The following is a 24,036-nucleotide window of genomic DNA, read 5'->3' on the forward strand; positions in this document are numbered from 1 at the left end:
CAGGAAAATCTTTCTGATCAAATATTATCTGTAATATGTTAAATGGAGTGAACGTGATAATTTTTAAAAAAAATAGGAACTTTTTTTTCGGCTTATTTATTGCAAACAGTACATTGGCATTTTCTGGTACTCTAGGCAGTAGTCAAGATCTTACTCATGGTTTTTTCGTTACTGGTGCTCCGATATATGGCTCTTTAAGTGATGAAGGAATTAATAAAACCTTCTATGCTGATACCATTACTACAAATGGTGAAGTGAATGCACAGCAAATACATCTGGATTCACGGTGGGGCTTTTTGGTGGGCGTAGGTTATATATTCGGTCCTCAAAAGGATTATGATGTTACACTAACGTACACTAACTTAAAAAATAAAGGATTTAATAGCGTAGGAAATCTTGGTTCCGATGCTGTATTAGTTAACCGATTAAGCCAGCTAGTACAAATTAATCCATTTGTAGATCTAGATGCTCCTATAACTCCAGGGGGGCAACAAATGCTTGATGCAAGTGCCGCTGTTAGTTCTCATTATGATTTTCAAACGGCTGAACTACTGACGCACCATTATTTCCAAAGCACTTTTTTAAATAACGTACGTTTCTCACGTTATTACGGTCTTAAGGCTTCTGAGTTTAAAAAAGGCTTTTCTGCCACATATCAGGGAACTGCTGCTTTTATGGATGCTGAATTTCAAACTTTTGATGCTCCACTAAGTAATCACGTTGATTATGCAGCAAAATATTTTGGAATTGGACCTCAAATAGGCATGGGTGCTGTATGGGGTCTAAATCGCTATATTAGTGTCCTTGGCGATGTCTCAGCTTCAGTCTTAGGGGGCTCTTATAGTTCCAAATGGAGTGAAGATTTAGCTACTCCAGCGTTCCTCCCTAATTTTCCTGGCGTCGTTTCAACGAACGTTTACAGTTATAAGCAAGCTACTCCGACGACACTTTGGGCTTCTATTGTGGTTGGCTCGAATTTAGCAGTTGCAGCACAGATTCCTTTTAGTAATGGCAGCAGTTTTGGCATCCAGGGCGGTATCAATACAGAACAGTATTGGTCGCAGGTAAATGCGGAGGCAATACGTAGCAGCATGACCCAAAATCAAATCTATTTTGCTCAAAGATTTGCTGTTCGTGATGTCTTTATTAAATTGAATTATACGTGCTAGTCTAAAAATCTGAGATCTGTAATTTCATTTTTATAGATTAAAATACTTTTTAAGGTGCTCTATGTTTTAATCCATAAGGGGCACCTGTTCGAGGTATCGTTGTATAGGGATATAAATGTTGTGGAGGTAAAAATGCTAGTGAGTCAATTAGATCATTTAGCAAGTAATCTTATTTCTACCCCGAATCAAATTCATCCAACTGCTTTGATTTCTCCTGGGGCGCAAATCGATCCCAGTGTCACCATAGGTCCTTATTCTATTATTGGTGAAAACGTAAGGATTGCTCAAGGAACGTCAATTGCTTCTCATGTCACTATAGAGGGTTGGACCGAAATTGGGGAACGTAATCAGATTGGGGCTGGAGCGATTATTGGAGGTATTCCTCAGGATCTCAAGTTTAATGGAGAGATAAGCAAAGTATTCGTTGGAAATGATAATATTATTCGTGAGTACGTTACCATAAATCGCGGGACGAGAGGTGGAGGTGGGAAAACGTACATTGGCAACAATAATGTTATTATGACTTCAGCACATGTAGGGCACGACGTGCTTATTGGAAATCATAATATTATTGCAAACGCGGTAGCCATTGGCGGACATGTTGTTATTGAGGATTGGGTCACTGTCGGCGCTCTTTGTGGTTTGCATCAGTTTATAAAATTGGGTCGTATGTCTATGGTAGGTGCTCTGAGTTTAATTACTAAAGACGTTTGTCCTTATGCCTTGGTTTCGGGTAATCCGGCAAAATTATACGGGATTAATGTGGAGCGTTTGCGTCGAAGGGGATATTCTTCGGAAGCAAAAAGTTGTATTAAGCGTGTCTATAAAACATTATTTCAAAAGGGATTAGGTGTTGCAGAAGCAATCACCCAAGTGCAGGCAGAGTTTGGTGATAATATTGATGTACACCATATTGTACAATTTCTTAAAGCCTCAACTCGCGGACTGTATCGTTAAAATCAACCCATTAATTAGAGGTATTAGAGGTATTTAAATGGTTTCATTTCGATTTTCTGCTCCCAAAGGTCCTTTTAGTTTGGCTTATTTAGCTGAGTGTTCTGATGCCTCACTTTATCATAGTGATGGAGCAACATTTTCAGTGTCTGATCTTGCCCCGCTGTCTCATGCTCAAGCAGATAATCTTTCCATGCTGCATGAGAAAAAATATATAAAAGCGTTAAAAACTTCTCAAGCTGGAGCATGCATTGTTTCACCTCAGTACGTGCACTATGCGCCTAAGCATATGCATTTATTGATTCATAATAATCCGTATAAAGCTTATGCATTAATTGCACAGGTTTTCTATCCTTCAGATTCTTTTAAGGGGTTTATTGCTCCAACAGCTTTTATTGCGCCAAGTGCTCAGCTAGGCAAAGAATGTTATATCGCTCATGGTGCATATATTGGTGAACAGGTACGCATAGGGGAGCGGTGTAAAATTGGGGTCAATACTTTTATTGGTGATGGTGTAGTAATTGGTGATGATTGTTGCATTGAAAATAATGTCAGTATTAGCCATACGGTTATGGGAAATAAAGTCCTAATCTATCCGGGGGCCCGTATCGGACAAGATGGATTTGGTTTTGCCAGTGATGGACAAGCTTACTATAAAATACCTCAGGTTGGCGGAGTTGTTATTGGGAATAATGTGGAAATTGGTGCCAATACATGTATTGATAGGGGGTCCATGAGTAATACGGAAATTGGTGATTGGTGCCGTTTAGATAATTTGGTACAGATTGGTCACAATGTCAAAGTAGGGAAGGGGGCTATTCTTTGCGGACAAGTAGGCATTGCCGGCAGCAGCAAAATAGGTGAATTTGCCTCTTTAGGTGGTAAATCAGGGGTAAGTGGTCATCTTACAATTGGAGAGCGCGCTACTATTTTGGTGGGCTCTATAGCTGTTCAGGATGTTGAAGCAGGTACGCGAGTGGGCGGTTTTCCTGCACTACCTGATCGCGATTGGCACAGGCAAACCTGTTTCTTGAAAAAACGAATTAAAGACATCTGAGGTATCTGGTCTTTAGACCTTAGCAGGGTTTAAAAGCTTAAAAATAGCCAGTGCTGCTTTTTCATTTGCATTCTGTCTTAAACCTTGATGGATCCTTGTGAATTGATTTTTTAAAGCCTCAGTATTTTTTGCATCGAATAGTTGTAATACTTTTTGTGCAATTGGTTTTGCCAATGCTTCTGATTGTATAAACTCAGGAATTAATTGTTTGTTTGCCAAAATATTCGGTAGCGAGATAAAGGGGATTTTAATTTGTGGAGTGATAATCGCATGATTCAACGCACTCCATTTAAAGGCAACAACCATGGGACGCTTCAATAACATTGCTTCTAAGGTGGCGGTACCTGATTTGACCAATGCGAAATCGGAAGCAATCATTGCCTCACGAGATTGTCCATCAAGTAGCTTGATTTTTAAATCATAACCTTTACTTTGCATTTGCTGAGAAAAGAGAGCTTTTAGGTTGCTGTTGGTTGTTGGTACGATAAACTGAAGTTCTGGCATTTGGGTGCTTAGTTCGTACATCACATCAAGAAACAAAGGTCCCATATACTTTATTTCACTTGCTCTACTTCCTGGTAGCACACTAATTATTTTATCTTGGGGCGAAAAACCCAATTGCTTTCTGATTGGCTCAGCACCGATGTGTAAGTCAATTTGATCTGCAAGCGGATGACCTATGTAGCGCACTGGGACATTATATTTCTGATATAGAGCCTCTTCAAAAGGAAATAAAGTAAGAATTAAATCAACAGCTTCTTTGATGTGAAAGACTCTTTTATGCCTCCAGGCCCAGATTTTGGGACTGACCAAATGCACGGTTTTAATACCCAGTTTTTTTAAGCGTAATTCCAATGATAGATTAAAATAAGGATAATCAATTCCAATAAACACATCAGGTGGATTTTTTTGCCATTCTTTATACAGTGTTTTTCTGATTTTGGATAATTTAGGGTAATGCAGCAAGGTATCACTAATCCCCATAACCGAAAGGCGCTGTATGTCAATCATGGAGTTAAAACCTTCGCGTATCATTTCAGGGCCGCCAATGCCCATCCATTCGATATGAGGCAGCAGTTTTTTTAACTCGCACATCAATCCTGCGCCTAATAAGTCTCCGGAGGCTTCTCCAGCAACGATGGCAATCCGGATTGGCGACTGGTTTGTATCCATAATTATTACTATGGTAGATCGTTTTATTCGCTGATATTACTGAACTGGATGTTAAAAGCCAAATATTATTTTACTTTCCAAAAACCTGCATGTAGACTCATTTCCGTCCTACCGCGAATAAATTAGGAAGTTATATGTTTGGGTTAAAATGTGATTTTAATTTTCTTCCGGTAAATTGGGTGGGATGGCTTGTTTATTTTCTAATGCCTGCTAAGCGCAGTATCGCTCAAAAAAATATCGAACGAGTATTTCACGAGAGCCTCTCCTCGGATGAACGAAAACGCATTATTGTTGCGTATTATTCACATATTTTTCTTTGTATTAAAGAAATTTTTTTATTGACTTTCTTAAGTAAGAAATACCTAGAACGGCGCGTCAAAATTGTGGGGATTGAACATTTACATAATGCATTACAAAAAAAGAAGGGTGCTCTTATTCTAACGGGACATTTCGGTAGTTGGGAGTTTGCGCCGCTGTTTATTCTTGATAAAATTAAGGATGAAATTCATCAGGGGTATTGTGTTCGTAAATTATTAAGGTTTGGTTTTTTAAACTCTATTTTTTGGGGACGTTTTGAAAGAGCGGGTTATAAAGTAATTCGTAAAGAAAATGCACTGAACCAAATTCGTTATGTATTAAAGAATAAAAATGTTGTGTTTTTTCCTTTTGATTTGCGACCGCCTTGCAACAGTAAATCCAGCTTAAAAATCAATTTTTTAGGGCAATCAAGTAATACCTATACAAGCATCGCGTGTTTAACTTACAGACTTAATAGTCCAGTATTGTCTGCAAGCTGTTATCGATTGAACAAAAGACAGCATATCGTTGAGTTTCTCCCGGAAATTCAACACGATTTTTATGAAAACAAAAAAGAATTCTATCTGGAGAATACAAAAAAATACAATAAGAGACTGGAAGACATGGTTCTTGCATATCCTGAGCAGTGGCTTTGGTCTTATAAGCGGTGGTGATGTTCGTAGGAGAGTTAGTTGAGGAGTAAGTGTCACATCAGTATTTCAGGGTTTCTATTTTACCATTTATTACCGATACGTCGAAAAATTGTACTGGATAATATCGACCGAGTTTTTAAGAACCAGCTTTCTTTAAAGGAAAAAAAGCATTTAGCTTGGGCGTTCTATTCGCATGTGGTCTCTACTATAAAAGAGTTAATCTTTATGGATTGGTATGCACGCTTTGATAATTGCGTGGAAATTAAAGGGATTGAGCATCTTTTGGAGGCAAAAAAACAAGAGCAAGGATGTTTTCTTCTTATGGGGCACTTAGGAAATTGGGAGTTAACTATTTCACTGGTATCTTCTCAATTAAAATGTTTAATAGGTCCTATTTGGATAATTAGAAAGGCTATTCGGATAAAGTGGCTTGAACGATTTATTTTTAAACGTAATCTCCGTTATGGTGGGCAACGAATTGATAAAACTGGAGCCCCGCTAAAAATAATCAAGGCGCTAAAAAGTAAAGAAACTATTTTATTTGCAATGGATCAGCATGCTGAGCTTAAAAATAAAGAAGGTATTGCTGTAAATTTCTTTAATGCCAAGGCAGGAACGTTTCGAAGCTTGGCGCTTTTTGCAGGTAAATATCAAGTTCCGGTGGTCCCTCTTTCATGCTATCGCCAAGCTGATGGTAAACATGTGCTTGAGTTTTATCCTGCTTTGTCATGGGAACCTCACCCAGATGAAGAGCAGGCAATATATAATAATACCTTACGATATAACCAAAAATTGGAACAATTAATCCTCGAACATCCGGAACAATGGTGGTGGGTTCACCGCCGCTGGAAAATATGAATTATCCGAACCATTTATCGATTTTAGCTTTAATTAAGATGAAAGAATGAAAATATTGGTCATGCAGCATAAAAAAATTGGTGATGTTTTGATAAGCAGTATTATTTGTAATAACTTAAAGAAAATAATACCGAATGCAGAGATTCATTATTTAGTGAATCAAGAGGCTTTGCCTGTGCTCAAGGGAAATCCAAATATTGATCGGGTGATTACACTTCATCCAGAACATAGGGCAAGTGCATGCGCTTTTATAAAGTTTGCTTTACAGATCAGGCATGAACAATATGATGTTGTGATTGATGCATACACTAAGTTAGAAAGTTGGTTTATTGTTTGGCTTTGTGCCGCAAAGCGACGTATTTCTTATAAGAAAAAATACAGAACTTTTCTTTATACAGATAATTTTCCCCGAGAAGCTGTAAAAGTGACCCAACCAGGTCGAGTAATTGACTTAAAACTTCTTTTGATTCAACCCTTTTTAAACAATGCAGTACCTGATCGTTATCCACAGATATATCTTTCTGCAGAAGAAAAACTGCACGCAGCCTTTTTATTTAAAAAACATCACATCCCTGCGAAGAAAAACCTCATGTTAAATATTGTTGGGAGCTGTCCCTTAAAAACCTATCCGCCGGAGTACATGGCGACTTTAGTGAATCAAATAATAAGTGAAACTGATGTGAATATTTTATTTAATTTTTTACCTCACCAAAAAGGGATAGCCAAAAAAATCTATGAATTATGCAATGATGATGCTCAAAAAAACATATTCTTTGAGTTATCAAATTACGACTTAAGAACATTTATTTTAATTATGAATCATTGTGATGCAATCATGGGTAATGAAGGAGGCGCAATGCATATAGCCAAGGCTTTATATAAGCCTTCATTTACTATTTTTTCTCCTTGGATAAATAAACATGATTGGTCCACTTTTGAAGATGGTGTGAATCATGTCGCTGTTCATCTTTGTGACTTTAAGGCTGATTTATATGAGAATACTGACACGGAACTTAAGGAGAATGCTCTGGAGCTATTTAAAGAATTAAAACCAGAATTTATCTTGCCTAAGCTCAGTTCCTATATTGCTCATCACTTTGAGCGACCAGTGAAATAGAGGGGTAAAGAGGAGGATTTCACTTACTTTTTTCTATCATATTGCATTATTTTCGCAGGTACTGAGCGTAGATAGCCTAACTCAAAATGCGCGTTTACTGTCACCTCATGTCTGAACTTAAAATGGCCGTAAGGCAATTAACCTGTTATCCCTTTTCTAGGGATTTACTGTAATTGAGTATTTTCATTTTCGACGGAACCCATTAGAGTATTGAAATTATCCGCGGGAGCTTGGGTGCTTTTAGCCTTTCTACATGATTTTTAAAGGAACTTATTATGACAACAGCATTGGTCTCTGGATTTGCTCGTTCATTTATATCCGGTTATCCCATTGCGGATGCAACGATTACGATACTTGAAAATAAGCAGTTAAAATTTAAGACAGATTCTTCCGGGAAGTTTGGGCCATTTGAGTGGCCTGTTGGAATGCCGATTACTTTGGTTTTTGAGAAACCAGGATCTTTTTGGACTGGGTATAAGACAATACAAACAGCGACCCTAATTGTTCCACCCGAAGGAGTAAATAATGAAAATTTCCTAAAAAATATTTCATTCCAAGTCCCTTCCAATATGGCGTATAAATTTCTTTCTTTCGCGATGGGAGAAACTGAAGATCCTAAAGCCTGCCAGATTGCGGCAACGATTACACCACCTAATATCACTATGGATGATATCCCCCAAGGTGTCGAGGGTGTTACGGTGTCATTGTCTCCTAAGGTAGAAGCAAAAACCTTTTATTTTGGGATTTTTCCAATTATTCACAAAACCAATCCTTTTATCAAAACATTAAAAGCGACTTCTTTGGATGGTGGAGTTGCTTTTATCAATGTCCCGCCCGGTGATTACACCATGAAGGCTGAAAAGGATAACGTTCCATTTTCTGAAGTAAAAATTAAAGCACGTGAAGGAATGATTGTGAATGCAAGCCCGCCACAGGGACCTACTATGCTCCAAGAGCTTGAAACAAATAAAATAGAAAAAAAAACAAATCAATTTAGTTTTTTTAAACCTGCCTTCGCTATAGGAATAGCTGTGGGGGTTATGGCTGCAGCTACTCTAAGCAAGTCCAGTGCTACACCATAAAATATGTAAGTGAATGGACTATAATGTAATTATTTCAGAATCAATGTATTCGCTTTGTTTGATGCAATAAAGACTGAATCGAGGAGTGAATATGGCTATCACCGCAATGGAAAAGACAGTGAGAAGAGTTTTTGATGAAATGTGGAATCAACAACAGGTTGCACTAGCAGATGAACTTTTTTCACCAAAGACCTCAATTCATTTTAGCTATGATCAAGCAGCAAATTTACAGGATTTTAAAGAAGCCTTACTGCAATGGTATCGGGCTTTTCCAAATCTAATACATTCTATTGATGATCTGATGGTTAGCGGTGATAAAGTGGTGACACGCTGGCATGGTCATGGAACCCATCTTAATGAATTTTCAGGAATTCCTGCAACAGGTATCTCGGTATTTTATAGCGGCGTTACTATTTTCCGCCTGGATCATAATCAGCAAATTGCGGAAGCTTGGGTATACAGTGATTTAAATGACATGATCAGCAAAATGCAGCAAAGTCAAAAATAATAGGCATAATTATGGAAAAAGAGAGAGACAAGCGTTACGAGAAGGCAAAAAAGTTTCTTCCGCAAAACGTTGTTGCTTTGCTAAAAAACGTTCAACCCTCAATTGCGTGGTCACCCGATGAAAAGCGTATTTGTTATCGACATGACATGGTTCAAGGCTATGAATATCTTATTTTTAATCTGCAAAGCAAGAAGAATGAACCCGCTTTTGATCACTCATTGCTGGCACGCAAAGTTGCAGAAAAATTAAATCGAGAAATCACGGCTTTTGCCTTGCCAATCAATACAATTGATTTTGTTGATGAACACATTTTGCAATTACATATTGAGCAATTTATTTTTCAATATGATCGGACAACTCAGGTACTCTCGCTTGTTCCGGACATAGAAAAGCCTGCTGCAATGTTCCGATGTCCCACGATCATGGAACTTTGGGGGCTTTTACCCATCCCCATTGCGTCAAGAATTCGCTCATGGGATCAGTGTTGGGATATATACAGTAAAGAGCATAATTTATTTCTTTTTTCATTTGCCGAAAATAAAGAATATCAACTTACTGCAGATGGCACCGCAACGAATGCATATGCTGTTTCTCCTGATACTAATTTAATCTCATTAACGCTGCAGCGAATGCAGACTGTATTACCGCCTATGGCTATTTGGTCTCCCGATTCACAAAAAATTGTTACCTTTCAGTGCAATCAACAGCATGTGAAAAAATTATCACTGCTACAACATGCTCCAGAGGATGGTTCATTTCGTCCTAAAGTTTATGATGCCCATATTCCTTTTTTAGGTGATGATGCAATCCCAGAACTCAAGTTATGTTTGATTGATGTCGCCGAAAAGAAATTGAGTAAAATCGATATGCCTTCATTGATGCCGGCATTAGTCGGCTCACCAATTGAAGCAGGCTATGTTTGGTGGAGTGAAGACAGCAAAAAAATCTTTTTTTTAAAAGAAGAACGGGGTAATCATCGACTCTCCTTATGTGAGTTGGATGTTGCGACAAAGCAGTATCGAACTATTCTAACTGAAAACTCCCCGGGATATGTTGAGCCCAGTCAATTGATTTTGTGGCAGAATTACACGCAAATACTTGCAGAGACAAATGAGTTTATTTGGTTATCGGAGCATAACGGTTGGGCTCATCTTTATTTATATGATTTACAAACGGGTCACGTGAAAAATTCCATCACCCAAGGTGAATGGATGGTTCGCAAAGTAGTTCATGTTGATACCAAAAACCGCTGGGTTTATTTTTTAGGGAATGGTAAAGAGCCGGATGTTGATCCCTACTTTCGTTATTTATATCGTGCGCGCCTGGATGGGAATGAGGTGCAATTGTTGACACCAGAAACAGCTGATCATACTATTGTCTTCTCACCATCTCAGAAATATTTTATTGACTATTATTCGTCAATGGAGTCTCTTCCGGTAACTAAATTACGCGATAAAAACGGACAAGAAGTAGCCATACTGGAAAAAGCCGATTTTTCCCAATTATTTGCTTTGGGATATAAGCAGCCACGGCCTTTCTGTCTCAAAGGGGCTGATGGAGAGACCGATATTTATGGTGTCATGTATTTTCCTACAGATTTTGATCCAAAGAAAAAATATCCCATAATTGATGATATTTATCCTGGTCCACAATTGACACGCGTGCCTAAAACCTATTGTTATGATCCTCCCGAATATTTTTATGGTTGCTGGTGGCCGCAAAGTTTGGCTGAATTAGGTTTCATCGTCGTTAACATGGATGGACGTGGTACTCCTTTGCGCTCTAAAAAATTTCATGAATATTCCTACCAGCATTTAGAAACCGCGGGTGGATTAGAAGATCATGTTGCGGTGATTAAAAGTCTGACAGATCAGTATTCCTATATGGATATAAAACGAGTCGGTATTATCGGACAGTCAGCAGGGGGGTATGCTGCAACTCGCGCTTTGTTGGACTATTCTGAGTTCTATCACGTAGGAGTCTGTGTTTCAGGGTTACAAGATCTACGAAGCTATTTGGCATTTTGGGGCGAGCGGTATCATGGCCTACCTAATGATGTAGATTATATCTTGCAATCGAATTATCCCTTGGCCGCTCAGCTTAAGGGAAAACTCTTTCTGATTCATGGCGATTTAGATGATAATGTCCATCCATCCAATATGTTGCAATTGGTTGATGCTTTAATCAAAGCAGATAAAAATTTTGATATGTTATTAGTTCCCAATGCGAACCATTCTCTTTATTTTATAAATGCTTATGTTTGGCGCCGAATTTGGGACTATTTTATTGATCATTTAAAAAAGTAACTGCAATATAAATTTCCATCCACTGTTGTGCTCAATAAAAGGACAAATAATTCCTTGAAGAAAGAATGACCCACTGCCATAATAAATTTAAACGCTCTGTCAGTATTTCAAAGAAAGGATTCCTTATGGCTACTGTAGGTACTTATCTCGCACAGCGTCTCCAAGAATTAGGAATGAGTGATTATTTCGCAATTCCTGGGGACTATAATCTGGGCTTATTGGACGAGTTATTAAAAAATACTTCACTGAAAATGATCAATTGCTGTAATGAGCTGAATGCGGGTTATGCAGCAGATGGTTACGCACGAATAAAAGGCGTTTCTGCTCTGGTTGTCACCTTCAGTGTTGGCGGCTTAAGTGCGGTCAATGCGATTGCAGGGGCTTATGCTGAGAATTTGCCTGTAATCGTCATTTCAGGCGGTCCTAATACAAATTCTGTGCAGGATGCAGAAATTCTACATCACACTCTGGCAACGGAAAATTACAGTTACGTTCGCGAAATATTTGCAAAAATTACGGCGCATAGTGTGTTTATTCATAGGCCAAGTGATGCGCCCATGCAAATTGATACCGCTATAGCAATTGCATTGGAAAAGAAGAAACCTGTTTATATAGAAATTGCATGCAATATTGCAGGGCTCACTGTTTCTCCTCCAACACAACGGGCGCTTAATGTCAAACGCCTGAGTGATACTTCCTCTCTTACTGCCGCGATTGAGGATGCCGCAGAGAAGCTCAACGCTGCTGTTAAGCCTGTGCTGGTTGCAGGTAGTAAATCTCGCCCCTGCGAAGCAACCGCTATGATCGAAGCCTTAAGTCAATCCTGCGGTTATGCTTTAGCGGCAATGCCTGATGCTAAGGGTTTTGTTTCAGAACAACATCCTAATTATATTGGCATTTATTGGGGACCAGTCAGTTCTCCAGGATGTGGGGAAATTGTAGAGTCAAGTGACCTGTATTTCTTTATCGGACCTAATTTTAACGATTATACAACGGTTGGACATGTGTGTAACATCCAGCCTAAGAAACTCATTGTCATTGCAGATGGGAGTGTTTCTGTTGCAGGTAAAGTCTATACTGATGTGTACATGAATGAATTTTTGCGGGGATTACAGGACAAATTGAAATTCAATGATGCTTCATTAAAAGCCTATAAACGAATCGCAGGTTCTGCGCCTTTATATAACGAGCCTGATGATCTGAATTCGCCGCTCACTACCCGATTCCTGTTTGGTCAAATTCAGAAGCTTCTAAGTAGTGATTATGGGGTTTTGGCAGAAACAGGCGATTCATGGTTTAATGGCATGCGGCTTAATTTACCTGAAAAATGCCCCTTTGAAATTCAAATGCAATATGGATCGATTGGGTGGTCTGTAGGAGCACTTCTAGGCATGCAAGCAGCGCTTCATAATAAAAAGCGGGTCATTGCTTTGATTGGTGATGGTTCTTTTCAAATGAGTGCCCAGGAGCTTTCTACACTTATTCGTTATGGATTTAAGCCAATCATTTTTTTAATGAATAATGCTTCTTATACTATCGAGGTGCAAATTCATGATGGTCCATATAATGTGATTAATAATTGGCGTTATGCTGATTTAGTCGATGTTTTTAATGGAGATCAGGCTAACGTTCGAGCCTTCAGAGCTCCCACGCATCAAGCACTTCTCGATGCAATTAAAGAAGTCAAAAAAACGGATGCTTTATGTTTTATTGAGGTGATTTTGGATAAAGATGATTGCAATAAAAATCTATTGGAGTGGGGGGCTCGAGTCGCATCATACAACGGTCGACCCCCAAGAATGTAGTTCTATAAGCAATAGTGCAGGCTCACTCCAGTCCGCTCCTGTTCTCGGCTTCTATTTATTGCAATATGAAGCATAAAATTATCTGCAAATGCATGTTTCCGGAAAAAATAATCCATTTTACATGAAAGAACTATACTTATACTTACGGCTATTAGTAAAAAGGACTTATATGAAAATCTATCAAAATCCTCAACCACATGCAGTGGAACGTGTGAGTAAAATTAAAAATCAAAAGAAACCTAGTAATTTGGCAGGTTCTAAGCATGAGAAAAAAATAGCAGAGCATGACATAGAAAAAACAGATAAAGAGATTTTTGAAACTAAATCTGAAGAGCAAGCTTGGAGAGAGACTCTTGAAAAAAATAAATCTCACTAACTATTGGGTTTTGAGATAAGGAAATTCCAGGTGATCAATTTTTTACAGATTATATCTGCATTTCTGTTGGTTTTACTTAATGCTTTTTTCGTGGCCGCCGAATTTGGTATGGTAAAGCTGCGAGCTACTCGTGTTGAAGCAATCAAGAATATGTATGGTTTACGGGGAAAAATTCTCGTTCAAATACATACACATCTGGATGCGTATTTATCTGCATGCCAGCTCGGTATCACAATTGCTTCACTTGGACTGGGCTGGATTGGAGAGCCTGCTTTTGCTGAGTTGCTGAGGCCTTTTCTGAGTTTTATCGGTATTAACTCACCACAATTAATTACGATAATCGCTTTTTTTGTTGCTTTTTCATTTATTTCTTTTCTCCATATTGTTGTCGGGGAATTAATGCCTAAATCTCTTGCGATTCGTCAATCAGAACGAGTATCTGTATGGACCGCTCTACCTCTATATGGTTTTTACTGGCTCATGTATCCCGCAATATGGCTACTTAATACCTGCTCAAATTTTCTTTTAAGACTTTTTAAATTAGATGAAGTGCATCAGACAGAGTATTTTTATTCGACAGATGAAATAAAGCTGCTTTTAGGCGCAAGCCATCTTCATGGTGAACTTTCGGAAGAGGAAGTTGAAATCATTGAGCACACTCTGGATTTAGCCGAACTGAAGGTAACTGAAGTGATGCGTTTTAATGAAGAAATAGTCATGCTCAATATAAGCAAGCCTATTCATGAAGTCATTGATATCATTATGAAAAATCGTTACAGTCGTTATCCTGTTTATGATCCAGAAAAAAAAGATGTGATCGGTATTATTCATGTCAAAGATCTCCTTCCTATCTTTTACCAACATGGGGAGATCAAAGAATTGCAACCACTTCTCCGACCGGTTCTCAAAGTGTCACGTCGTGTGCCGGCATTGGATTTATTACATAAATTTCGTGAAGGAATGTCACATTTTGCTCTTGTTTACAGCGGTAAAGGTACTATTTTGGGCTTTGTTACCCTCGATAATTTACTGCAGGTAATGATTGGTCGAATTAAAGATGAGTTTCATCGTACTAAAGTGGATTGGGTATTAAATGAGGATGGGAGCATATCTGCTTCAGGAAATTGCTCCATCTATTTTTTAGAGCAAGCAATGAATCAGGATATTGATATAGACGATGAGATTGATATTTTAAATGGATTATTTATTCATCGCCTGGGCTACTTACCTAAGGAAGGAGAGTACATTGAATTTCCAGAGTTTCATGCCAAAATTGAAAAAGTCAGTCCATCAAAAATTATTAAGGTACGAATTTATCCTCAAAAAAGTGATAGTAATCCAGAAGATCACAATGATGCTAAGAATTGATTTACACTGCCTCGATTATCGCAGCCACTTATTCGTATGGATTAGTCCAAGAAATCAAGTTACCGACAGAGTAACAAATAAAACAAAAAATCTATAAAATAATATGATTTTAACTTCAGTTGAATAAGATGAGGGAAAAGTTATTCATCTTGGTCATTATGAACTGAAACCTTAAGGTCTGGATCATTCGTATTTTCCGGAATTTTCCGCGTCTCGCTAGCCCACTCACCTAAGTCAATGAGTTTACATCGATGAGAGCAAAAAGGCCTGAACCGGTTCTCGGAGCACCAGGTATTTTGTTTTCCACAAATAGGGCAAATGATTTTTTGATCAATATTCATTACAGCCTTTCCATTAGTCATTAAGCAAGAGGTATACGATACAACCACCAGTGATTTATACTTACCATTTTGGCCAAGATAATAGAATTGTCAACAGACTAATCAATAATATGGTATCCGCTATCAATATAAATGACATCGCCAGTAATGTTTTTAGCATATTGACTGGCAAGAAAAACCACCATTGCTCCTACATCATCTATAGCAACCAATGATCTTAAAGGAGATTTTTCTTTTGCAAGCTGAAGTAAATCATCAAACTTCCCCAATCCCGAGGCAGCACGCGTTTTTAGAGGACCGGGAGAAAGCGCAATGACGCGAATTTGTTGTGGACCCAGTTCTACTGCCATATAACGCACAGAAGCCTCTAGTGCAGCCTTAACGGGGCCCATGAGATTATAATTATCGACAACTTTTTCTGCTCCATAGAATGTCATGGAAAACAGTGAGCCTCCATTTTTCATCAGCGGTTTCGCAAGATTCGCCATACGTATAAACGAATGACAGGAAATATCCATCGCCATGAGAAACCCTTCTTTAGAGCATTCATGCACAGGATTTTGTAAATCGTGCTTGGGTGCAAAAGCAATCGAGTGGACCACGATGTCAATTTGCCCCCATTTTGCGTCAATTTCCAAAAATAAATTATCCAAATCATGCTCTTTGGTCACATCACACTGACGATAAATAGAAGGCTGGAGTAAGTTGGCAACTTTATCCACAAATGGCTTGGCTTTATCATTTAAATAAGTGACTGCCAGATCTGCACCAGCCATTTTCAGCGCATGTGCACAACCAAAGGCGATGGAACTTTCATTGGCAATACCAACTACCAAAGCTTTTTTTCCCGAAAGTAACGTGTTGTCCATGTCATAATTCCTTATTTTTAATAAGATGGAAACAATGATTGGCAATAATCCATTCTTCGTCAGTAGGGATTGTATAAATATTGACAAAACTTTTGGGCGTACTAATCATTAATTGTTTTTTCTTGTTTAAAATCGTATCGATTTTGATACCGAGCCACTCACTGTCTTGACAAACCGCTTGACGAATTTGCCAGGCATTTTCTCCAATACCTCCAGTGAAAACCAATACATCCAATCCACCAAGTGCAGCAGTAAGTGCTCCAAGCTCTCTACGTATACGATAAACAAACAAATCAATCGCTTCCTTTGCATGTAAACTCTCATTTTCAAGCAGTTTCTGCATATTGTAAGTAACTCCGGAAATTCCTAATAAACCTGATTCTTTATAAAGTAAGTTTTGAATTTTATCTGGGCTCATTTTTTCAGATTGTAATAAATACAAAATGACTCCAGGATCGATGTTTCCGCAACGAGTCCCCATAACCAATCCATCCAACGCAGAAAATCCCATGGTACTATCTATGGATTTTCCTTCCTTGACCGCACACATACTGGCGCCATTACCCAAATGCGCAATGACAATCCGGCCCATGTACTTTTGTGGATTAATGCTTTTTAATTGGTGCATGATAAATTCATAGGAAAGTCCATGGAAACCATAGCGTTTTATTCCCGCTGCAAAATATTTTCGTGGAAGACCAAATAGATCTGCTGTCTTTGGATGAGTTTTATGAAATGCAGTATCAAAACAAGCGATTTGCTGTAATTCAGGATAAAGTTTATTGATACTCTCAATTGCTTCGAGATTGTATGCCTGATGCAGCGGGGCAAAAGGAATGAATTCCTTTAACTTTTTGATGATGTCGGTGGATAAAAAAACTGGAGTATGAAACTCATTGCCGCCATGCACAACTCTATGTCCTACAGCACTGATTTGAAAACCAAATTGATTGGTTTTTAAGGCTGAGAATAATAATTCATAAAAGTAACTGTAACTGCGATCTTTTTCGAAGTGATTTTCCCGCACTAAGACATTATTTTCGTCATATAATTTCAGAACAGGGGACTCGCAAATGTTTTCAACAATACCATACAGGAGTTTGGGTAAGGAGGCATTTAATGCGTATACAGCGAATTTAATACTTGAAGAGCCTGAGTTGAGCACAACTATATGATTATTATCCATAATGTCACACGAGTATAAGTGGTGAAATCTCATTATTTTGACCTTCAGTATAGCGCATTTGACAAAATTTTAATATGTTTTACATCTACTTCACTCTGTACATGACAATAAAACATGTCATGCCCGCGCAGGCGGGAAACTATTTCTGGTTTGGCACTGAAATAAGAAAGATAACTCGCTGACATACAATGAAAATCATATAATCTCTATCGCCAAAAGGAGGTTATATGGAATATATCAGTGAGTTGAAGAATAGTTTAAACGCGTATTTTGGAACGTAATGCTTCCGTTCCTTCGTGAAGTTTTTAATTAATCCTTTCTGCAAATTTATTTGTTTTAATGTGCTAAATTTATCATAATGGCTGCTTTTTCCAGTTTAAGGATCCTATGTCATCATTGCTTACAATCCATTTGTTAGAAGATTTGGTTCGTGCCGCAGAATTGAATCAAGAGGGTAAAACTGCGAACTATATTCCAGAACTTGCCAACGTGAATCCGGAGTTGACAGCGATTGCTGTCCAATCATTAGGTGAGCAACCTCTCTCTTATAGCAACAGCCCATTGAATCCCGTTACATTGCAAAGTACAGCTAAAATGATTCCTTTGATTGGATTACTCGAAGAGTTTGGTGCCGAACAAGTATTTGAATGGGTTAAGGTTGAACCCTCTGGGGATGATTTTGCGTCAATTACTCGTCTGGAACAATTTGGTCCTAAGCCTTCAAATCCTATGCTGAATGCTGGGGCTATCACCTTATGCTCCCACATCCCAGGTAATGGTGAACAACAATTTGGATGGTTAGAACATTGGACGCAAAAATTATTTAATCAGCGCCTCAGTATTAATCCACTGGTTTTTACCTCTGAAAAAAGAACAGGTAATCGCAATCGTGCTCTTGCCTATTTATTAAAAAGTAGAAACAACCTTGAAACGGATATCCATGAAACATTGGATTTGTATTTTGCGCTTTGTTCCTATGAAGCTACTCTAGAACAAATGCTATTCCTACCTACTTTATTGGCTAATGCGGGACAAGATCCAGAGAGTGAGAAGCAAATCATTTCTACCGATACCTGCAAAATTACCTTAGCGATTATGGCAACCTGTGGCCTTTATGATGAAACGGGTACGCACATGGTTAAAACTGGCATGCCCGCTAAAAGTGGTGTGTCTGGTTATACGATTGCTGTTGTTCCTGGTAAAGCTGGAGTTGTAGTGTTAAGCCCCAGAGTGAATGCGAAAGGCAACAGCATCCGCGGTGAAATCATGCTCGAAGGTCTGTCCAGAGCGATGAATTGGCATTTTGCATTACCTTAAATAATCGAGAGCCTGAATGGGGACGTAAGTCTCAGATGAGACAGGTTAATGAAATTAATTGAAGAACACTTAAAGAGATAAGGATTGTTACATTATGCAAGTTGATATGGCAAAATTCCTATCATATTCTTGCTGAAGTACAGGACTCTCATGACGGTGTTCAATTAAATACTCTTGTAATGAATCGAGCAGGTCATGACACATAACTCCTCTTGAATTTAATGCTTGAAGAATTTTTTCTTTTTGTGGAAGTGAGTGCTTCTCAACCTGGTCGATTAACTTCAAAAGAGTTTCTCTGGCGTTAAGCACAGCTTCTAAAGCCTTAACGGCTTTTCCATGGATTTGTGATGCAATACGAGCACATCTCAATTGGGCATCAATGTAGTCAAGATGGATATTACCTCTATCTGCTGTATTATAATAATAATAAGCTTTTTCAAGATCTCTATTACGCTCATACACTGCGCCAGCAAGTATTGAATAGAGTTTCATATCATCATCAAATTCAGCTTTTCTCATATTGATGGCATAATCGGCTGCTTTGCTAAAATACAATGCACATTTCTCATGATTTCCCGTTAATAAATGCAGCCAGCCTAACTCCTTGTAAGAATCATATAAATTTGGACTGCCAAGATTAATTACTGGATTTTTACTTTCAGCGAGTACTGATTCGATTCCATTAATGAGTGCTTCAATTTCTATTTTTTTATTGGAACACAACTCAATGAAACGAATTGATGGATTTAATACGAGTTGTTCTACTGATTTATATGGATCGAGTGTTGCAAGTATCACGGTTACAATTTCTTGGGATTGCTTTTGTAAATCATGTATTTTCTCTTGGAGCCCCATTCGTTTTTCTTGTGGGAGCATTTCATGAGCATGTTGATGTATATTGTTATCAAATGCATTATCATAAGCTTCAGTGTATAACCCATTATTTGAAACTACAGTTAAAGATTCAGCTTTTGGATCAAATTCAACACTATAATAATAAGCATGCTCTAACGCACTATTAACAATAACATTAAGCTTAACTACTTTTCCTGGTATTCTGTTTTGTAACTTCCCTAAAATTTCTTCTTTCGCTTTTTCCGCATTCCAATGCTCATTATTTACAACGATAATAATTTCTAATTCTGAATCTGGATGAGTTCCAAGCATCCCATTATCATAATAGTAAGGATCTAAATCGATATATGCTGGTTTTTTTGAATTGGTTATTGCTTCATCCCAACCCAAGGAAAACATACCGAATCCGCCAAATCCTTCTGTTGTTCCAGCTACTTTTCTAACGGGATCATATGGCCTGCGCAGCGCTTGTGGGGAAACATGGAGCATAAAATAATTATTGTAGTTATAATCTTTGACAATCACAGTATGACAATGATGAATGCCTTTTGATTTTAAAATTACTTTTTCATTTGGATCAATTGCTTGGGCTTGATAAACATTTTCATCTACTTGAAATGTCTTATCGAATTTTGGATATAACATATAATATGTGGATTGATTTGGAGAATATTGAACGGCATTGTCTTCGGTGACTTGAACAATAACAGGCATATTTTAATCCTTATTGATCAATAAATTAATCAATTATTGTATTTGAAGAACCTTAAGGTTTTATTAAGGATCTTTTTTTAAAGTAATGATTACCTTCTTTAATCCCACCGTTCTTGATGTTGTGACATTTCAAGTTTATTGGATTATGTCTGTTATTTTCATCTTTTTCCTTTCTCTATAATTATCACTTGCTTTTAGTTGCAACAGCATGACGAATCAATTTTTAAAAGGATTTCCTTTTTTATTTTTTCTCAGTATTTCATGAGCAACTCGAAGCCCAGATAAATAAGCTCCATGTACGGTGCTTGGATCCGTTGTAGAAGTTGCTTCTCCTGCAAAATAGAGTTTGCCAGCAACAGGCTTTGCCAATAGTGAAATAACATTTTTATCTACATTGATTGGTAAATAAGAATAACTGCCAAGAGTAAATGGATCGCTAACCCAGTGCGATTGTTTTACTTTGATTGGCTCAGGAATGTTCATCCCATAGATCATTCTTAACTGCTTCATGACCCATTTATTTAAATGGCCTCTTTTTTGCATATCACGTGCAAGTTTGCCGCTAGTGAATACAATGAGAACGGGTTTTTTGGTGTATTTATAATAATTAAAAATATTAAATGCTTCTTCCTCATTTTGGGGTAACATACCAATCCATTCTTTATCTTTACTCCAAAAGACCTTATCAAATAACAAATATAATTTTTCATAATTTCCCATTTTTAATTGGGCTATTGCATCATTCTTTTCTTTAGGTAAGGAAGGATGAAATATAATTTTATTGGCTTTTAGTACACCTAAGGGAACCGTGATAATCACGTGTTTGGCATGATAGGTATCCCTTTGAGTGATGACGCGAACATCATCAGAGGCATAATCAATTTGTTGAACAATTTGATTCAAATGGATAGGAATATGTTGTGAAAATTGCCGAAAAATCTGGAAATAACCTGCAGGGATAAGTGCGTTTTTGCCAGAGGAAATTGAGTCCTCATATGCAGAATAAACATTACGTGATAATTGCGTCAAATTATCAGCAAACTCATAAGTGTAAATATTTTCTAATGCATAATGCAGTAAGGCTCGTTGATCTGCATCCAACTTCTTTTTCTGTGCAAATGCAGTAAAATTTTGAGCAAAAGAGATCTTTATATTCTGTGTCTTACTGTAACGTATAAACTCATAAGCCAAACTGGAAAACAACTTTAAAGATTTTTCTGATACAGGCTTTCCTTCACTATTATACAAAGCAAAGTCTTTTAGCATATCGGTTGATTTGGAGTTATTGTAACTATTGAGCACAACAGTTTGTTGGTTTAGTAAAGGAATTAGCGGGTTGTGTTCAATCCCATGAATCCAGGTGGCTCCCAGATCAATAGCAAACCCCCAGTTATAGTCTGTATGTACTCGGCCTCCGAGGCGATCTTTTGCTTCAAGAATAAGTACATCTTGTTGTGCTTGATGTAATTGTTTTGCGGCAGTTAAGCCAGCTACGCCTGCTCCAATAATGATGGTGTCATAAGAATGTTTTGCCCAAGAATGTGGAGCAACCAATAACAACAAAGCAGCGCAAATAAATTGTTTTTTTATAAAATATAAATGAGTAATCTTTGAGAGTAATTCATTATAATTTTTTAATTTAATTCGTTTATTCATACAAATTGACTCAATAATTTCTCTTACAATGCTCAGAAAAAGGCAACCAAAATTAACGGGCATCAAGGATATGCGCAACTAATATTCCCGAAATAATCTAGTGTTTGTGTTAATTAAAAAATTGAACGTTTAGGATAGATAAGAGATACATGCTTGTAAATAAAACAAACAAAATTTTTAACTAAATCCACTTATATTCTTAAAGAACATGAGAGTATCTTCTGTTGAAACAAGTTGGTCCGTCAGCGGACTATCTCCTGGCATTTTAAGTCGCAAAAGTCGTATTAATTAAGATTTCTACTGCTTATACTGTTATACTGAGTTGAGGTGCCAGATAGAATGCCTGATTTGGTGAATCCATGTGATGCAAACAAAGAGATAAGATTTGCTGCAAGTCAATTTTACTTTAAGTTTTAGTCAGCGAGCGGTGATTAGTTGGTTCAAGAGTGTTCTCTACTCTTGGTGGTGGGGTATCGCTTTGACGATTTAATTCCTTTGGTTCTAATTGTAAGTCGTGCTTCAAGCCGGAGTCGGGGATGGCAACCTCTTTTAAAGCGGGTGAAATAGAGGGTATTTTATTCTTATTATCTTTGCTGCTCAGTAGTGTTTCTGCTAATCGATCATGCTGCTTATTACCTATTATTGCTGATGTAATTTGCTCGGTGCTGCGGTTGTCCAGCTCAATTTGCTCTATCATTGCTAACAATGCACCTGTAGAATGGTAGCCACAGCTCACAGCATCCAATATAGGCTGCGTTTCTAATCGGTATATTGTTACTTGCTGCTCTAAAAAAGTAGTATTGATTTGTTTGCCAATGTTAAACGCCCATAATCCAAATGCTTTGAACGGAGCTGTCAAGTATCCCCATGCCATTTCCCAAATAGACGGTGCATTAGAAGAATTGAAAAATCGTTCCGGTTCACTTATTTTTGAGTCAAAAATACTCATTTCTTTATCTTCGTTTTGTTCGTGATAAAGTGCGACATAATGGCGTTCTCCAGAGCCTTTTCCCAATAAAGAACTGCAAATATTAAAATGAGTATTCCCCAATTGCTCCGAAATGGCCTCTATAGTTGCTTGATACGAAGGTTCAGCACCAAGACCTTCGCCATCTTTTACAGCTAATGGGCTGGGAATGACAACAGAATTTTTTTCTTGGTTATAAAAATAAGTAACATTCATTCCATCCGGGTCGCTCAGATTAGGAATGATGACGCCTACTTCTCGCCTCTCCCATCCTGGTTTTCCGTCGAGGTATTGTGTAACGATAAAATCCATTTCATCTGAAAATAGCATGTGTCTTGGCATAACGTAAGCAGCTTATTACTTTAATAATATTTTAGTATAAACAAAAAAAATTAATGTTTTATTAATATATGTTCGTGAGGCAATAGGAGAGGGCTAGTGAATAGTCCAAGTGATAATACCGCTTACATAATAAGAGAGGTTACTTTGATTGCCATACCAATATTGGACGACAGGCAAGGAAATACCGATCTGAGTCATTATTTTGGGTGTAGAAAATGAGAGCGAAGGGGTTGCATAAATAATATTTCCTCCTGTGTTGGGAACATGATGTGAGTCCAATTTGGTTTTAGCGCTGTATTGGCCATTTAATTCAAACAATCCAAAAAATATGTATTTTTTTTCTGCACTTTTGATGTTACGCCCTATCCCCAAATTATAGTAATATTGTGCTCCTTGCTGAATTGAATCTTTTTTGCTTGCGAATAAGGCTCCTGGAGCAATAAAACCATACCACTCAATGAGCATACGCGAATAAGTCGCTCCAATAAAATAAGTCATTGCATCGAAACTGGACGGGGCATTTTTTCTAGAAAATCCTGATACACGGCTGCTTGGATTAAGTTTTTTAGAAATTTCATCTAAATTACTGACAGGAAAGCTAGGAGAGAAAATAAGAGTTGCTTGCTCTGCATATCTTGAATTTTCGTAACTATAAAATGCATATTCTAAATCAAGAACAAGATCACCAATGCCGGATAAGTTTTGATTGCCATTTTTATAACTAAAGGCATAAGGCAGCGTGAGTAATAGCGAGGCTGAGTCTGCGATTCCATAAAGTATGGAAGGGGTTCCATCTAAAATGCGTTGAGTCTGGCTGTATAAGTAATTGGAGTTGAAAGAAACAATAAATTGATTTTTATCAATAATATTTTGGCCAAAAGAAAAAAAAGGACCTGGCTGTTGTGACGTTGCTAGAGCAAAATTTCCTATGGCTTGAGGTTGATTGAGTGATAAAGGTGTAATCGCGGCGGACCACTTCGCATAGCTTATGAATAATAAAAATAGCAATCTTCTAAACGAGCTCGGAAGATTGATTTGCTCTTGCATCCTGCGCTCCCTTTAAGTT

The 24,036-nt window shown here is 37.7% G+C and carries 21 protein-coding genes; 13 read left to right on the forward strand and 8 right to left on the reverse strand.

Translation table 11 applies throughout. The features are described 5' to 3' along the window. Nucleotides 1–53: 53 nt before the first annotated feature. The 3 genes from Ltuc_RS14250 to lpxD all read left to right on the forward strand — a co-directional run bounded on the left by Ltuc_RS14250 (nucleotide 54) and on the right by lpxD (nucleotide 3,180). The gene (locus Ltuc_RS14250; protein ID WP_058522024.1) at nucleotides 54–1,169 is read left to right on the forward strand and encodes an Lpg1974 family pore-forming outer membrane protein; all 1,116 of its coding nucleotides are present in this window, start codon (nucleotides 54–56) and stop codon (nucleotides 1,167–1,169) included. A gap of 132 nt (nucleotides 1,170–1,301) precedes the next feature. Then, nucleotides 1,302–2,126 (forward strand): acyl-ACP--UDP-N-acetylglucosamine O-acyltransferase, encoded by an 825-nt coding sequence (gene lpxA / locus Ltuc_RS14255; RefSeq protein ID WP_058522025.1) that lies wholly within the window; start codon nucleotides 1,302–1,304, stop codon nucleotides 2,124–2,126. Between the two features lie 37 nt (nucleotides 2,127–2,163). Beyond that, nucleotides 2,164–3,180 carry a UDP-3-O-(3-hydroxymyristoyl)glucosamine N-acyltransferase gene (gene lpxD, locus Ltuc_RS14260; protein WP_058522026.1) on the forward strand — a complete coding sequence of 339 codons (1,017 nt, stop codon included), beginning with the start codon at nucleotides 2,164–2,166 and terminating at the stop codon, nucleotides 3,178–3,180. A 12-nt stretch (nucleotides 3,181–3,192) separates the two neighbouring features. Here lpxD and lpxB read toward each other — a convergent pair whose 3' ends face one another. Beyond that, a complete protein-coding gene (lpxB, locus tag Ltuc_RS14265) occupies nucleotides 3,193–4,353 on the reverse strand; it encodes a lipid-A-disaccharide synthase (RefSeq protein ID WP_058522027.1) in 1,161 nt (386 codons plus the stop codon). A gap of 134 nt (nucleotides 4,354–4,487) precedes the next feature. Here lpxB and Ltuc_RS14270 point away from each other — a divergent pair, with 134 nt between their 5' ends. From Ltuc_RS14270 to Ltuc_RS14310, 9 genes are all read left to right on the forward strand, one after another. Next, nucleotides 4,488–5,324, forward strand: a complete 837-nt coding sequence (locus Ltuc_RS14270) for a lysophospholipid acyltransferase family protein (protein WP_058522028.1) — start codon at nucleotides 4,488–4,490, stop codon at nucleotides 5,322–5,324. A gap of 18 nt (nucleotides 5,325–5,342) precedes the next feature. After that, nucleotides 5,343–6,161 (forward strand): lysophospholipid acyltransferase family protein, encoded by an 819-nt coding sequence (locus tag Ltuc_RS14275; RefSeq protein ID WP_058522029.1) that lies wholly within the window; start codon nucleotides 5,343–5,345, stop codon nucleotides 6,159–6,161. A gap of 61 nt (nucleotides 6,162–6,222) precedes the next feature. Beyond that, nucleotides 6,223–7,278 (forward strand): glycosyltransferase family 9 protein, encoded by a 1,056-nt coding sequence (locus tag Ltuc_RS14280; RefSeq protein WP_238584163.1) that lies wholly within the window; start codon nucleotides 6,223–6,225, stop codon nucleotides 7,276–7,278. A gap of 275 nt (nucleotides 7,279–7,553) precedes the next feature. Then, nucleotides 7,554–8,360, forward strand: coding sequence for a hypothetical protein (locus Ltuc_RS14285; RefSeq protein WP_058522031.1), 807 nt, complete (start codon nucleotides 7,554–7,556; stop codon nucleotides 8,358–8,360). 91 nt (nucleotides 8,361–8,451) lie between these two features. Next, nucleotides 8,452–8,868, forward strand: a complete 417-nt coding sequence (locus tag Ltuc_RS14290) for an ester cyclase (RefSeq protein WP_058522032.1) — start codon at nucleotides 8,452–8,454, stop codon at nucleotides 8,866–8,868. An 11-nt stretch (nucleotides 8,869–8,879) separates the two neighbouring features. Next, entirely contained in the window at nucleotides 8,880–11,174 is a 2,295-nt protein-coding gene (locus Ltuc_RS14295) for a S9 family peptidase (protein ID WP_058522033.1), read from the forward strand. A gap of 125 nt (nucleotides 11,175–11,299) precedes the next feature. Continuing rightward, a complete protein-coding gene (locus Ltuc_RS14300; protein ID WP_058522034.1) occupies nucleotides 11,300–12,979 on the forward strand; it encodes a thiamine pyrophosphate-binding protein in 1,680 nt (559 codons plus the stop codon). A gap of 169 nt (nucleotides 12,980–13,148) precedes the next feature. Next, nucleotides 13,149–13,355 (forward strand): hypothetical protein, encoded by a 207-nt coding sequence (locus tag Ltuc_RS14305; RefSeq protein WP_058522035.1) that lies wholly within the window; start codon nucleotides 13,149–13,151, stop codon nucleotides 13,353–13,355. Nucleotides 13,356–13,385: 30 nt separating this feature from the next. Then, entirely contained in the window at nucleotides 13,386–14,723 is a 1,338-nt protein-coding gene (locus Ltuc_RS14310; RefSeq protein ID WP_058522036.1) for a hemolysin family protein, read from the forward strand. 140 nt (nucleotides 14,724–14,863) lie between these two features. On the opposite strand, the gene Ltuc_RS14315 is transcribed toward Ltuc_RS14310, so the two are convergent. The 3 genes from Ltuc_RS14315 to Ltuc_RS14325 form a co-directional block, all read right to left on the reverse strand. Further along, nucleotides 14,864–15,064, reverse strand: coding sequence for a DNA gyrase inhibitor YacG (locus tag Ltuc_RS14315; protein ID WP_058522037.1), 201 nt, complete (start codon nucleotides 15,062–15,064; stop codon nucleotides 14,864–14,866). 98 nt (nucleotides 15,065–15,162) lie between these two features. Continuing rightward, the gene (gene fabI, locus Ltuc_RS14320; protein WP_058522038.1) at nucleotides 15,163–15,933 is read right to left on the reverse strand and encodes an enoyl-ACP reductase FabI; all 771 of its coding nucleotides are present in this window, start codon (nucleotides 15,931–15,933) and stop codon (nucleotides 15,163–15,165) included. 1 nt (nucleotide 15,934) lies between these two features. Beyond that, on the reverse strand, nucleotides 15,935–17,119 hold the full coding sequence (locus Ltuc_RS14325; RefSeq protein ID WP_058522039.1) for an acetate/propionate family kinase: 1,185 nt from the start codon (nucleotides 17,117–17,119) through the stop codon (nucleotides 15,935–15,937). A 387-nt stretch (nucleotides 17,120–17,506) separates the two neighbouring features. Between Ltuc_RS14325 and glsA the strand changes: the two genes are divergently transcribed. Further along, nucleotides 17,507–18,436, forward strand: a complete 930-nt coding sequence (glsA, locus tag Ltuc_RS14330) for a glutaminase A (protein ID WP_058522040.1) — start codon at nucleotides 17,507–17,509, stop codon at nucleotides 18,434–18,436. An 87-nt stretch (nucleotides 18,437–18,523) separates the two neighbouring features. Here the strand turns inward: glsA and Ltuc_RS14335 are convergent, their stop codons facing one another. The 4 genes from Ltuc_RS14335 to Ltuc_RS14350 all read right to left on the reverse strand — a co-directional run bounded on the left by Ltuc_RS14335 (nucleotide 18,524) and on the right by Ltuc_RS14350 (nucleotide 24,017). Continuing rightward, nucleotides 18,524–20,005 (reverse strand): sel1 repeat family protein, encoded by a 1,482-nt coding sequence (locus Ltuc_RS14335; RefSeq protein ID WP_058522041.1) that lies wholly within the window; start codon nucleotides 20,003–20,005, stop codon nucleotides 18,524–18,526. Nucleotides 20,006–20,221: 216 nt separating this feature from the next. Further along, nucleotides 20,222–21,691: a flavin monoamine oxidase family protein gene (locus Ltuc_RS14340; RefSeq protein ID WP_420798258.1), complete on the reverse strand. Its 1,470-nt coding sequence runs from the start codon at nucleotides 21,689–21,691 to the stop codon at nucleotides 20,222–20,224. A 376-nt stretch (nucleotides 21,692–22,067) separates the two neighbouring features. Continuing rightward, the gene (locus Ltuc_RS14345) at nucleotides 22,068–22,970 is read right to left on the reverse strand and encodes a hypothetical protein (RefSeq protein ID WP_058522043.1); all 903 of its coding nucleotides are present in this window, start codon (nucleotides 22,968–22,970) and stop codon (nucleotides 22,068–22,070) included. 93 nt (nucleotides 22,971–23,063) lie between these two features. Beyond that, on the reverse strand, nucleotides 23,064–24,017 hold the full coding sequence (locus Ltuc_RS14350; protein WP_058522044.1) for a hypothetical protein: 954 nt from the start codon (nucleotides 24,015–24,017) through the stop codon (nucleotides 23,064–23,066). Between the last annotated feature and the right edge of the window lie 19 nt (nucleotides 24,018–24,036).

It is taken from the genome of Legionella tucsonensis, from assembly GCF_001468035.1.
GTDB classification, from domain to species: Bacteria; Pseudomonadota; Gammaproteobacteria; order Legionellales; family Legionellaceae; genus Legionella; species Legionella tucsonensis.